This is a genomic window from Halodesulfovibrio spirochaetisodalis (genome assembly GCF_001672295.1).
GTDB lineage: Bacteria > Desulfobacterota > Desulfovibrionia > Desulfovibrionales > Desulfovibrionaceae > Halodesulfovibrio > Halodesulfovibrio spirochaetisodalis.
The window spans coordinates 1-13,551 of the sequence record NZ_JXMS01000042.1 but is presented as its reverse complement, the minus strand read 5'-3'; the positions used below and the strand labels follow the sequence as shown (position 1 = coordinate 13,551).

The window sequence follows — 13,551 nt, the reverse complement described above, 5'->3', positions numbered from 1 at the left end:
CAAGGGCACTTTTTTTATTTCCAGCAGCTGGAGCTATACCAATAAAAATTTTGGCTCCAGAAAAGACAAAGGCTTGAGGAGCCACCTCAAGCCGAAATATGTCTTTAGTGAATTTAAGAAGTACTTTCTATGTAGCAGGATGTGTGCCAATAGTTATATTTCAATGAACTTCAAAGTAACTATATGTAATGTATGGGTTTATTAAATTTTCGCTTTTGCGGAGAGAGCTTTGAACCGTATAAAATTTTATACTATGGGGGGTGAAGTCCAGCAGAGACAGTATAAAATTTTGCACTCGAGGCTGTTTTCGAGTGTGCCAAGTAAGTACAATTTCATAAAGCCTTGAAAAGACGAATGAAAAAATAATGCCTCACGATGTAGAGCCAATTTGAATCTAATGAAAAAGGTATTGAAAACCGTGGGCTTTTCTACAGAGAATCAATTCATTTTGGATTAGTGTAGTGAGAATGCTCAGGGCATGGTTGGAGATAAGCTGTCGATAGCTGCCGAATGAGCTAGATTTCTTGTATTACTGAATCTGGACTGCCAAAGAAGGTAAAAGATAGCTGCGTAACAGGGCTATAAGCATGCTTGTAGCTGGATTAGCCTTGTGATCCGTTGTGTTAGCGCAAGTATAGCTTTGCTGGAGAAACTTGAAGACATAGCGTGAGGTATTATATTTGAGATGGCTTTTTTGAGTGAAACAAAGGCTTGTTAGTAAGTGGGTACATGAAAGGTAAAAAAAATTTTACCCACCTGCGTATTCTCGGTTTGTTATAAATTATGAAAAAAAATGCTTTTCAAAAAAACTGGCAATTCGAGAGGTTATGTCAAGCTGCTTGTATGGGCGTGAGGCATGAGTCGGGTGTATTTAGTGGAAATGATGCGCTGAATACGTTCGTTGTTATACGTACGCCCCATGATTACCGGTCTATGGACAGGCCATAATCCTGTGTTATTCTCTTTGTAAGTGGTGAGCACTGTGGCTCGTCTCCGGGAGTGTTTAGCCGGTGGCTATCGCAGGTGTCTTAACGCGTGGTACACAACGATGCATTGCATCAATCCCCTCAATTGCGCACCGTGGTGTGACCTTTCAGGCGCACACACGAAGGGTTGATCCTCAATCCGCGCACAATGCGGCTAAGGTGTTTGCTGGAACAACCTCGACAGGAGGTATGAACTCACGGAAAAACGGTACCACCATAATGGCAAATAGAGTTGCCCTGAATGCGGGGTGGATCGTACCCTAAAGTTCGTGCACAGCAACGGTTCTTGAGAAATACTCATGAACTTACCGGTCACCGGAAATTGTGCATTTTTTTATGGTCTTTTACAAGACGTCGTTGTCTGTCAGACCAAAGAACACCTTATCCCCATTACATAGCGTGCGGAAGAAATACCCTGAACTCTGCGCCTTGATCTTGCGCGGAAGTAACAGAGATTCTGCCACTGTGGTTATTGGTAATAATGAAATAGGAGACAGACAGCCCAAGTCCTGTTCCGTCACCAACCGGTTTCGTCGTGTAGAATGGCTCAAATACACGTTTACGGATTTCTTCATTCATTCCAGGCCCGTTGTCAGCGATAGAGATCATAACACCCGAATTTGACTGTTGGGTTGTTATGGCGATTGTCGGATTCTCTACAGGCGGTGTAGCTGCTGCGAGAGCCTGCGCTGCATTTTTCAGTAAGTTAAGAAGAACCTGTTCAATTTCTTGTGGGGCACAGGATATTTGTGATGCTGACTCGTCAAATTCTCGAATAATATTGATCTGTCTGAATCGTTGCTGTGTTTTCAGCATGTAATCGCTTGCTGCAAGGTCAATTGATTTCTCAATCAGATCATGAATGTTACACGGTACACGTTTGGTATTTGAACTCCTACTGAATTCAAGCATATTTGCAATAATGGATGCCGCACGTTTGCCTGATTCTGCAATGCCGTCCAGTAAACCATAGATCTCCCTGTGCTCCATGTAGGCCGTCATTTTTTCTAGTGAACAGCCAAGCTGTTCTGCTGCACGTACATTCGGCGGAAGATCCGGGCTGAATCTGCGTTGTACATTCTGTACTCCCTGCAAAATGCCCCCGAGCGGGTTGTTAATCTCATGTGCCATACCTGCGGCAAGCCCGCTGATTGAGGTCATTTTTTCAGACTGGATAATACGTTCTTCCATGCGTAAGCGTTCTGTAATGTCATCTATGCGAAGCACTGCCACCTGTTTATTATTGATGGTAACAGGGAAAATTACAATATCATACGTTACAGAGACATTGTCATGGGTGGATGCAACCTTAGGGACAGACACAGGGGTTGTCTGGGTAAACGATTGCAGGATTTGTGGTTCAATGTCGGATAAGTCCGGTAACATCTCTTTGAAAAGTCTGCCTTCGGCATCTTCTGCATTGATGCCGGTATATCCTTCAACAGTCTCATTCCATAACGTAACTGTCAGCTCCTGCGTAACTCCCACAATTAAGGAAGGCATGCAGTTGATAATGTTCTGGAGCATGTCTTTTGCGGAGATAAGACGCTCTACAGCTTGTTTTTTATGCGTAATATCTGAGTGGGAACATATAAACCTGTACGGCTTACCATTCTGGTCTGTCAGCAGTTGGCCGCGTCCAAGGAACCATCTGTAATTGCCGTCCTTATGCAACATGCGAAATTCCATTTCAGCACGTCCTGATTCATCATAGTAATGCCCGTTGCTTAATGCTTCAGTCATTTCACGATCATCCGGATGAACTTTATCAAGCCAGAGGGCTATGGAGTTTGTCAGCTCGTCATCAGAATATCCCAGCAACTCTTTCCAGCGTGGGGTGTAGCGTAAGGTATCTTCATCCAGCTTTCTGTCGAGGATACCATCCATTGTTGAAGCAGCAATAAGGCTGAATTGCTCCTGACTTGATCGCAGTTCATATTCTACACGCTTTCTTTCTTCGATATTATCCTGCAGTTGTTTGTTAATGCGGGTAAGTTCTGTTTCGCGTAACGCTACTTGTTTTGCCATTTCTTCAAAATTGGTGGCAATGTCTTGCAGCTCACGCGTGCTGAGTTTTGGATAATGATCAGGGTAGGTACCTGTACGCAATTGAGTTATCATGTCACTCAATTGGGTAAGGGGCTTTTTGAGGTATTTATCTAATATTATTTGCGTTAAAATAAGGATAGCAACGAGTAACAAGCCAACAGTAAACAAGTCGATGAAGAGTTTCTTTTTTTGATCTTGTCGAAATTTGGCAAAAGAAAGGTGTACTGTCAGCCTGCCTATGTTCTGATCATTGTAAAAAATATCTCGTGAAATAATGTGGTCTGCAGAAGTTTCTGTATCACTGATTCGTTCAGCAATCAGTTTTCCGTCAGGCTCATCAATCCGTATCTGTAGTACCGTGCTCGATTCTGAAAATACAGAGAGAACTCGTTCTACAGTATCTAGATCAATATTCCATACAGGAACAGCTAGTATCTTAGAAAGGTTTTGTATTTTGTGGTATGTCTTTTGTTCGACTGTTGTAAGTGAGTGACGATAGACTTGGGAGTATTGGAAAAAGCTCAGTAACAGAATCGTTGTGCATACAATAGTTACAGTGCCGAGTAATAAATTGCGTGATAAAGAATTTACGCAAAAAAATTGCACAATTTTATTGGTTTTAAAACTCTGCATATACTCTCCTGTGCTCCCGTTGCTAGAATGGGCAGAGATTGTTTAAAACGAGTCATAATAATATAGAAAAGATTTTAATAGTCAATAAAAGTACTTAACAATATCTGCTGCATCTAATGCCATATTGAGAGGAAAATAACGGGAGAGAGCCGGCTCGTGAAGAATGCCTCACAGCCTTGAGTACTTGACTCTGGTGCTGTAATAAGCAAAGTATTCCGATTCGGATAGTATGATAAAAAACAACAGAGCGTTTTTCTCTGTTATGTAAAGGATGGACTATGGGTTTTTTTTCTAAACTGAAACGACTTTGGACTGCAGAAGATTCTCCTGAGCATCAGGCACCTGAAGGTGCTGTACAAGCCGATGCGGAGGAAGAATCTGGAAGTACAGAACAGACAGCTACGGATGATGCACAAGCAGAAGTAGCAGAACCTGTTGCACAGGCACAGGAAAGCGGTGCCGAAGAAGTTGTTCCGGAACCAGAAAAAACGATTGAGGAAGAATCCCCTGAGGAACCAGAAATCGTTCTTACACCTGAGTTCATTCAAACCGAAGAAGCTGAAGAGGTTGTAGAAGAACAGCCTGAAGAAGCTTTGCAAGAACCGGAAGTTCAGGAAGAACCTACAAAGGTAGAGCCTGCACCTGCTCCTGTTGAACCAGCGCCAGTCGAGCCTGCTCCGGCAGAACCAGCTAAGCCGGAAACTGCTACATTGATCACAGATGATCAGCCTCAGTGGCAGAAAGACCTTACTGTTGCGTTGCGTGCAGCAGAGCCGAAACTTTCTGTATGGCTTGAGCACGTACTGGATGGCATTGAAGAAGTTGGCGACCCGTTATGGGAACGTCTGCGTTTCTTCTTTGACGCACTTGATGCTCCCAAAGCCGAAGCCGAAGAATTTATTGCCAAGTTTGCTGATTGGCTGGATGACATGGAATATGACTATGTCAGCGATTTCCGGTCAGAACTTCAATACCGTTTAGCGCTTGCTCTTGATCTTGAAGATGAAGAGGACGAGCGTTCCCGTCTGTTCCTCAAGTTGTCTGAGGGACTCTCCAAGACAAAAGAACAGATTACCAAGCAGATTGACGGACTGCTCGCAACACACTCCGAGATTGATGAATCCTTCTGGGAAGAGTTTGAAGAAATCCTCATCATGTCTGATGTTGGATTCGAACCGACCATGAAGCTCGTTGAACGTCTGCGTGAGCGTGTGCGCAAAGCAGGAACCAAAGATCCCGCGAAATTTAAAGAATTTATGCGCGAAGAACTGGAAGAAATCTTCAAAACAGGTCCTCGCATTACAGCAGTTACCAAACCGGAAGTGGTGCTGATGGTAGGCGTTAACGGTGTAGGTAAAACAACCACTATCGCTAAACTTGCATACCGCGCACAGCTTCAGGGTAAAAAGGTACTTATCGCCGCAGGGGATACCTTCCGTGCTGCAGCAATTGAACAGCTTCAGGTATGGGCAGATAGAATCGGTGTTGATTTCCACGCCAAGTCTGCAAATTCAGACCCTGCTGCCGTAGCCTATGAAGCAGTGGAAAGAGCCGTTGAAGGAGGGTACGACCTCTTGTTCGTTGACACCGCAGGTCGTCTTCAGACCAAAGTCGGCCTCATGGATGAACTGCAGAAAATCCGTAACGTGCTCGGTAAAAAGCATGAAGGTGCACCACACCGCACCATTCTCACCATCGATGCAACAACAGGTCAGAATGCGATGTCGCAGACTAAGCTGTTTAATGAAGTTGCCAAGCTCGATGAGATTATTCTCACCAAACTCGACGGCACTGCAAAAGGCGGTATTGTTGTAGCAATCGCAATGGAATTCAATATCCCGATTACCTACATCGGCCTTGGTGAGAAAATGGAAGATCTCAGACCGTTTAATGGCGCTGATTTCGCAGCCGCGTTACTGGGACTTGAGGATACACCGGAAGAGTAAGCATGTTGCCTCCGGCGGCTCTCCGAGGGGCAAGGGCTCTGCCCTGCACCCGCAAGGGGGACGCCCCCTTGACCGCGATTAAGGGAAATGGCGTTGCAGTTTGTTAGTATGAAAGGCGGATGGGGAGACCTGTCCGTCTTTTTTTCGAGAGGAGGAGAAGAGGATGATTCCAAGCGATTGGTGCGAAGCCGTTCCGTATTTTAAGGAAGCAAGGCATGAGCGAGTTTTGCAAAAAGTGGCAGAATTACGAAAAAAGCACACGGTTTTTCCACCTGAAGAGCAGGTTTTTGCCGCGCTTAACGCTGTACCTTTTAATGAGGTTCGCGTGGTCATTCTCGGTCAGGATCCGTATCATGGAGCAGGGCAGGCGCATGGATTGTCTTTTTCTGTACAGGAAGGGGCTAAGTTTCCTCCTTCGCTCAGAAACATTTTCAAAGAGATTGATGCGGAATTTCATAATGGCGTGAAACGTGAGGTTTCGACAGATCTTACGCGCTGGGCAAAGCAAGGAGTACTCCTGCTTAACGCAACTCTGACGGTGCAGGAAGGGAAAGCTGCGTCACATGCAAAGCTTGGCTGGCAAGCCGTAACGGACGATATTATTAAAGCCATCAGTCGTAAGCGTTCAAATCTAGTTTTTCTTCTATGGGGCAAACATGCTCTGGATAAAAAGCCGCTTATTGCTGATAATGACCACTGTATTCTCGAAGCTGTGCATCCGTCTCCTCTCTCAGCATCCCGTGGGTTCTTTGGCTGTAACCACTTTATGCTCACCAATGATTGGTTACAAAAGCATAATCAGCCTGAGATTGACTGGTAGATAAAAGATACACGCGTTACTGCATCAGGTCGAAAAAGTTAACGTTCTTTTTTAGAATGATGTTGCTACGTAAAAAATAAAAAGGCTGTCCTTATCAAAGGGGACAGCCTTTTTCATATTCGAAAGGTAGTGGTTACGCGGCTTCCAACGAGTTATGAGACGGATTGGGTCGCGTTTAAACGGGGTCAAGGGGCAAGCCCCTTGCGGGTACAGGGCAGAGCCCTTGTCCCTCGGAGAGCCGCCGGAGGCAACAAAAGCCTCGCTGGCAAGCGCCGTCGGAGACAACAGACTAACAAATGCGCGGCAGTTGTTCACCTTCAAGCATGTTGAGGAGTCTGTGCCCACCGAGTGGTGTCTCCAGAATGACTTGACCGGCTTTTGCTGGTGAATCTTCTGGAGCGAGGACTGTGCCCACTTGCGTGGCTTCTTCCCCGTATTTCATTGATCGCATGAGATTCAAGGCTGCTTCTGCTTTTTCCTGTGGAAGAATGCAGATGAGCTTACCTTCGTTTGCGAGGTAGAACGGGTCGAGGCCGAGGAATGAGCAGCCGTTGCGTACGGATTCACGAACGGGAACCTGATTTTCTTTGAGATTGATTGTGACGTTTGACTGCACAGCAATCTCGTTGAGGGTGGTGGCGAGGCCGCCACGGGTAGGGTCACGCAGAACGTGGATGTCGCCAATTTCCTGAATGAGTGCTGCGACAATGTGGTTCAGCGGTGCTGAGTCACTTTGTACGTCTGTGGCGAAATTGAGGCCTTCTCTATTGGAAAGGACAGTCAGGCCATGGTCGCCCATTGTGCCGGAAACGAGGATCGCGTCACCTGGTTTTGCGTGCGCACCGGAGGTTGCTTCTGGAAGAATTAGTTCGCCGATGCCTGTTGTGTTGATGAAAATTTTGTCTACGCAGCCGCGCGGAACCACTTTGGTATCACCTGTAACGATGAGAACATCTGCTTCTTTGGCTGCTTCTGCCATTTCAATGACGATTTTTTCGAGCGTGCTCATTTCCAGTCCTTCTTCAATGATGAAGCCGCAGGAAATGTAGCGTGGCTTTGCGCCGAGCATGGCGACGTCGTTGACTGTGCCGTGGATGGCAAGAGTACCGATGTTGCCACCGGGGAAGAATATCGGGTCAACGGTGTAGCTGTCCGTACTCATGGTGATAGGGCCGCTGATGTCCAGCAGAGCAGCGTCGTTCATTTCATTCAGAATCGGGTTGCCGAAGTGTTTGAAAAAGAGATCGCCGATGAGTCGGTTGGAGGCCATGCCTCCGCTTCCGTGGTCGAGAAGGAGTGTAGATTCGTTCATGATTATGCTGTCACCTGATATTTGAAGTACGCAGCACAGCTGCCTTCGGTGGAAACCATGCAAGGGCCTACTGGCTTTGCAGGAGTACATCCTTTTGCAAAGAGCGGGCAGTCACTTGGCTGCATTTTACCTTTAAGCACCTCGCCGCATTTACAGCCTGGTGTCTGTGGAACATCAGTGAGGGTGATATCAAGGGCTTTCAGGGCATCAAATTCTTCGTATTCGTCTTTGATAACGAGTCCGCTCTCTGGAATGGTGCCGACACCGCGCCACTGAGCCTCAGCAATATTGAATACAGAGAACATGATTTCGCGTGCTTTAGCGTTACCGGAATCGGAAACAGCGCGCTTGTACTGGTTCACAATAGAAGCTTTGCCGTTCTTGCGCTGCTCGACCATGATGAGCAGGGATTCCAGAATATCTACAGGGTCGAAGCCTGTGATAACGCCCGGAGTGTTGTAGCGCTCTGCAACGAAGTGGTACGGCTCCATACCGAGAATTGTGGATACATGACCGGGAAGAAGGAATGCGTCTACTGCACAGTCTGGGTCTTCCAGCAATACCTTGAGTGCTGGTGGAACCAGCTTATGGAACGAAAGTACTTTGAAATTTGTCAGATTTTGCTGCTTTGCCATTTGAATGGATGCGGCAATGGTCGGTGCAGTGGTTTCAAAACCCACGCCAAGGAACACCACAGTATCATTCGGGTTTTCCTGAGCCAGCTTCAACGCGTCCAGTGGAGAGTACACAATTTCAATGCGCGCACCTTCTGCTTTGGCGAGCTTTAAATTGCGTCCTTTAGGACCCGGTACGCGCATCAGATCACCGAATGTGGCAAGGATGACGTTATCTTTTCCTGCAAGGTCAAGAAATGCTGCAACTTCGCTTTCATGTGTCACGCACACGGGACAGCCGGGGCCGGAAAGGTGTACGATTTCTTTAGGCAATAACGGACGAAGTCCGCTCTGGAAAATTGCTACTGTATGCGTGCCGCAAACTTCCATAAATCGAAGTGGAGAATCAAGCTCCTCATGCAGCTGTTCCAGAAGTTTTTTACATAATTCTGGGTCTTTAAAGGAATCAGATACATTCATGGTGTTCATCCTTACATGGTTGGATCATAGGCAAGATGCGGCAGGGTGTCCGCGCACTGAATACTGCTACGCTTTCAGATTCTCGGTGTCAACGGGGCGGAAAAAGTAGGCGTGTAAGCTGCCTTTGCTTTTTTTGCACCCGCTTGCTACAAAACATTGAAAGCCGGTCTTTTTTTGTAATTATCTTGCCGGACATATAGAGGTTTTTATGCGGTCGCAGTCTGACTCTCAACACAAACAATGCGCAGGATTCGGAATACTACCGTTCCATCACTTTCCTGTTAACCCGCAGTGGCATATTCCCACGCGGGAAGAGTGCATTGCGTTGTGGGACAAATATTCAATGCCTGAGCATATTCGTGCGCACAGCGAACAGGTTGCGCATGTTGCTGCCGCAATGGCGGTGCTTGCAAATGATCGCGGTCAGAACATTTCTGTGGAAAGCGTTACAGCAAGCGCACTGCTTCACGATATCGCCAAGGCCTATACCATAGAATTTGGCGGTGATCACGCATGGATTGGGGGCTCAATCGTTTTATCTGAAACGGGGAACCCTTACGTAGCACAGGGCGTGATGCACCATGTCCAGTGGGACTGGCCGGTTGATTCTGAATTGTGTTTTTTGCCATTGGCGATTATCTACGCAGACAAGCGAGTCATGCACGATAGTGTTGTGTCTCTGGATGAACGGTTCGAAGATCTTGTTGTCCGATATGGACGGACAGACAGGATTATTGACTATATAATGAAGGCAAAGGTGCTTGCCCAAGAGATTGAGCTGGCCTTTTCCGAACAATTAGGAATTTCGTTACATGAATATTCTTTTGATAGCGGGCGGGTGGTCTAGCGAGCGGGAAGTTTCGCTTAATGGTGCCAAAGGCATTCACGAAGCGTTGCTGCGTCTTGGTCATACTGTAACTTTTTTTGATCCGCAGCACTCCCTCGACGGGTTGTTGACTGTAGCGCGCAGTCATGATTTTGCGTTTATCAACCTGCACGGCTCCCCGGGTGAAGACGGCATGGTGCAGGCAATGCTTGCTTCTGTGAAATGCCCGTTTCAGGGCAGCTGCGCAGTAGGCTCCTTTATTGCGCTGAATAAGTCTGTTTCGAAACAGGTTTTTCGTTCTCACGGTTTGCCGACTCCTGAGTGGGAGTTTCTGGCAAAACGTCCGTCTGAGGATTGGCGTCCTAAATTTTCTTACCCTGTCTTCATTAAGTCAAATACCGGTGGCTCAAGCTTAGGCCTTTGCCGGGTTGCAAGCGAAGCAGAGCTTGCTGAAACGCTCGATACCTTATTTGCAACGGAGAGCGAACTCATTGTTGAACCGTTGGTAGAAGGTGTTGAGGTTACATGCGGCGTGCTGGGAGAAGAAGCTCTTCCGCCAGTACTTATCGAGCCTGCAGACGGTGCTGCATTCTTTGACTACGACGCCAAGTACCGTCCGGGTGGCGCACGCGAGATTTGTCCTGCTCCATTACCGGAAGAGATTACTGCACAGGTGCAGGACTTCGCGCTTAAAGCGCACAAAGCTCTTGGACTTCGTGGATACAGCCGCACAGATTTCATTTATTCGCCGGACGGCAGCCTGCATTTGCTGGAAGTGAATACCCTGCCGGGTATGACCGCAACTAGCTTGTTACCGCAGGAAGCTGCCGCTGTCGGTCTTTCTTTTGATGATCTTATTGCCAGACTGATTGAACTCGGACTGGCTGCTGAGTAATGGCACTGCGCATTGTCAGGATGATGTATTCTTGCGGTTGTGGAGAAAGCTCTTCGTCAGCCCGTAAGGATTGCGTTGTCGTGCATTGCGCTTTTGCATGCTCGCTTAAAGGATTTGGTTAGCAGACTCACTCTCAAACTTAGGATGCTTTTATGAGCCTTGGATTCTCGCACAATATGATGCTTGCAGTCTATGGAACTGCATGGCGTATTGCCCGACCTATTCTTGATCGCAACAAACGTTTGAAACATGGACTTGCCCAGCGGTTGGTGCCGTATGGCTGGTCAAAACGGGCACATGTGTGGATTCAGGCTGCCTCAGGCGGAGAAGCTTTCCTCGCTTGGCAGATGCTTCGTGAAATGCCGGATGATCAGCAGATGACTATTTTGCTTACTTCCTGCACGAAGCAAGGCATTGAAGTTCTGGAAAGAGCTAAGGCATGGGCTGCTGAAGAAAAAAGCTATCTTGATGTTCTGGTTACCTACTTTCCATATGATCAGCCTCATTTAATGGAACGTGCGGTGGAGATGGTTGCTCCGAAAGCTGTTGTACTGCTTGAAACAGAGCTCTGGCCGGGGCTTATGACCGCCTGTGCTGTGAACGATATTCCTGTGGCAGTCTTCAACGGGCGCATGAATCCTCGCTCTTTGGCCGGATATTTGGCGGCGCCGAGGTTTTGGAAGCGAATCCGACCAGCAATGGTGCATGCGATTTCTGATAAGGATGCCCGCAGATATGCCGCGCTGTTCGGTGAGCAGGGCGTTCATACAATGAATAATATCAAGTTCGACAGCGTTTCTGTTGGACGTAAAGCTGGCAAAAACCCGTTGCTCGGCAAAGTGGTGAAAAAGAATACGCCGCTGGTCGTGCTCGGTTCGGTTCGGGAAGAAGAAGAGACAGATATTCTTGATCTCGTTATCCGTTTGAAAGAGGCTCGCCCTAAAACAAGTATTGCCCTTTTCCCGCGCCATATGGAACGTATAGGCCTTTGGGAGATGATGCTGAACGGAGCAAAGCTTCCTGTTGTGCTTCGCTCCCAAATCACAGAACCGCCTGCACCGGGCACGGTTATTCTGTGGGATACATTTGGAGAACTGGGATACGCTTACCAGCTTGCCCGCGCTGTGTTCGTTGGTGGCAGCCTTGCGCCGCTGGGTGGGCAGAACTTTCTGGAGCCGCTTGCCGTTGGTAAGAACCCTGTAATCGGGTACAGCTATCATAATTTCCAGTGGGCAGAAGGCGTTATCGATGAAAACATGGTGTATTCCATGGATAATGTCGATGAAGTCTTTGACCAGCTTATGCGTATCCTAAAACGTGCTGCAAAGCCGCAGGCTGTGCAGAAGCGCTTTGCCGCATGGCTTGAAGAACGTCAGGGCGGTACTGAACAGGTTCTTAATGCGCTGTGGTTGCTTATGAATCGCACGCAATAGCGTCGTGTTTTTTCAAAACAAAAATTGTTGACAGAATAAATAAGTTCGCTTTAAGGTTTCCTTTATGCAGAAAACAAACAATTCTTCCACTCTTTCTCTTCGTAATTGGTGGTGGCGCTGGTAAAAGGCGCCGTGGATTGTTGTTGCCTGCGTATAAAATTTACGTAGAACTTACTAAAACCGCGGTAGTGCAAACTGACCGCGGTTTTTTTATGGTCTGAGCACTGCCGTAACATATTAAGGAGACTCATTATGCCTACAGCAGTGAACAAAGACGTTACAGCAGCGGGTTTTTTTGGCGAGTACGGCGGACAGTTCGTTCCTGAACAGTTAAAGCCGGTGCTTGCCGAGCTGGAAGCAGCCTTTGAAAAATACCGTAACGATTCTGAGTTTATTAACGAGTACAACTACTACCTTTCTCACTTCTCAGGGCGCGAAACTCCTCTTTATCTCTGTTCCAATCTTACCGAAAAGCTTGGTGGCGCAAAAATCTATCTTAAACGAGAAGATTTGAATCACCTTGGCGCACATAAAGTAAACAACACTATCGGCCAGATCCTGCTTGCTAAGCGTATGGGTAAAAAACGTATCATCGCTGAAACTGGTGCAGGTCAGCATGGCGTGGCAACCGCAGCAACCGCTGCTCTTATGGGTATGGAATGTACTATCTATATGGGGGAAGTGGATATTGAGCGTCAGAAGCTCAATGTGTTCCGCATGCAGATGATGGGCGCCAAAGTAGTTGCTGCTACCAGTGGGCAGAGAACACTTAAGGAAGCTGTAGACGAAGCTCTGGCAGAGCTTGTGCAGTCATCAGAAGATACCTTCTACCTCCTTGGCTCTGCTGTAGGCCCGCATCCATACCCGACAATTGTTCGTGAGTTCCAGCATGTAATCAGTAAGGAAGCCAAGCGCCAAATTCTTGAGCTGGAAGATCGTTTGCCTGATTGCTGTCTTGCCTGTGTTGGTGGCGGTTCAAACGCTATTGGTATGTTTGCAGACTTTATTGAAGAAGAAGGCGTACGCCTCATCGGTGTTGAGCCATCAGGCCGTGGACTTGAATACGGTCAGCATGCAGCGACATTAAGTCTTGGTGAACCGGGTGTTATGCATGGTTTTAACTCCTACATGCTTAAAGATGAGAATGGCGACCCTGCTGAAGTATACTCTATTTCTGCTGGCCTTGATTACCCGAGCGTTGGGCCAGAGCATGCTTTCTTAAAAGATAAAGGTCGTGCAGAATATGCATATATTAGTGACAAGGAAGCAATGGACGCATTCTTTGCTCTGTCACGCAGTGAAGGTATCATTCCGGCTATTGAGTCTTCCCACGCGCTTGCCCATGCAATGAAGATTGCACCTGAGATGGAAAAGGATCAGATTTTGATTGTTTGTCTCTCTGGTCGTGGAGATAAAGACGTTGCACAGATCGAACAGATGGTTGCAGCTGGGGAAATCGTTGTTCCTAAGCTGTAAGTGATGAATAAATAGAGCGTAACAGACGGCACTCTGGAGACAGAGTGCCGTCTGTTTTTGTCACGTGCGTGTTTTTAGAAA

At 47.2% G+C, this 13,551-nt stretch carries 9 protein-coding genes; 6 read left to right on the top strand and 3 right to left on the bottom strand.

Annotated features, from left to right (window positions below; translation table 11 throughout):
• Positions 1-1,376: 1,376 nt before the first annotated feature.
• On the bottom strand, positions 1,377-3,668 hold the full coding sequence (locus tag SP90_RS16180) for a PAS domain-containing sensor histidine kinase (RefSeq protein WP_066858782.1): 2,292 nt from the start codon (positions 3,666-3,668) through the stop codon (positions 1,377-1,379).
• Between the two features lie 278 nt (positions 3,669-3,946).
• Between SP90_RS16180 and ftsY the strand changes: the two genes are divergently transcribed.
• Positions 3,947-5,614: a signal recognition particle-docking protein FtsY gene (ftsY, locus tag SP90_RS16175; protein WP_066858780.1), complete on the top strand. Its 1,668-nt coding sequence runs from the start codon at positions 3,947-3,949 to the stop codon at positions 5,612-5,614.
• A 163-nt stretch (positions 5,615-5,777) separates the two neighbouring features.
• On the top strand, positions 5,778-6,434 hold the full coding sequence (ung, locus tag SP90_RS16170) for a uracil-DNA glycosylase (protein WP_066858778.1): 657 nt from the start codon (positions 5,778-5,780) through the stop codon (positions 6,432-6,434).
• Between the two features lie 289 nt (positions 6,435-6,723).
• On the opposite strand, the gene hypE is transcribed toward ung, so the two are convergent.
• Together hypE and hypD are read right to left on the bottom strand one after the other, a co-directional pair.
• On the bottom strand, positions 6,724-7,746 hold the full coding sequence (hypE, locus tag SP90_RS16165) for a hydrogenase expression/formation protein HypE (RefSeq protein WP_066858776.1): 1,023 nt from the start codon (positions 7,744-7,746) through the stop codon (positions 6,724-6,726).
• A 2-nt stretch (positions 7,747-7,748) separates the two neighbouring features.
• Positions 7,749-8,840 carry a hydrogenase formation protein HypD gene (hypD, locus tag SP90_RS16160; RefSeq protein WP_157471368.1) on the bottom strand — a complete coding sequence of 364 codons (1,092 nt, stop codon included), beginning with the start codon at positions 8,838-8,840 and terminating at the stop codon, positions 7,749-7,751.
• Positions 8,841-9,048: 208 nt separating this feature from the next.
• Here hypD and SP90_RS16155 point away from each other — a divergent pair, with 208 nt between their 5' ends.
• The 4 genes from SP90_RS16155 (at position 9,049) to trpB (ending at position 13,470) form a co-directional block, all read left to right on the top strand.
• Positions 9,049-9,687, top strand: a complete 639-nt coding sequence (locus SP90_RS16155) for a YfbR-like 5'-deoxynucleotidase (RefSeq protein WP_066858772.1) — start codon at positions 9,049-9,051, stop codon at positions 9,685-9,687.
• Positions 9,653-10,561 (top strand): D-alanine--D-alanine ligase family protein, encoded by a 909-nt coding sequence (locus tag SP90_RS16150; RefSeq protein WP_066858770.1) that lies wholly within the window; start codon positions 9,653-9,655, stop codon positions 10,559-10,561. Before SP90_RS16155 ends, SP90_RS16150 begins: the two co-directional genes overlap by 35 nt.
• Before the next feature lie 152 nt (positions 10,562-10,713).
• Entirely contained in the window at positions 10,714-11,994 is a 1,281-nt protein-coding gene (locus SP90_RS16145; protein ID WP_066858769.1) for a 3-deoxy-D-manno-octulosonic acid transferase, read from the top strand.
• Positions 11,995-12,246: 252 nt separating this feature from the next.
• Positions 12,247-13,470 carry a tryptophan synthase subunit beta gene (trpB, locus tag SP90_RS16140; RefSeq protein WP_066858767.1) on the top strand — a complete coding sequence of 408 codons (1,224 nt, stop codon included), beginning with the start codon at positions 12,247-12,249 and terminating at the stop codon, positions 13,468-13,470.
• Positions 13,471-13,551 lie beyond the last annotated feature (81 nt).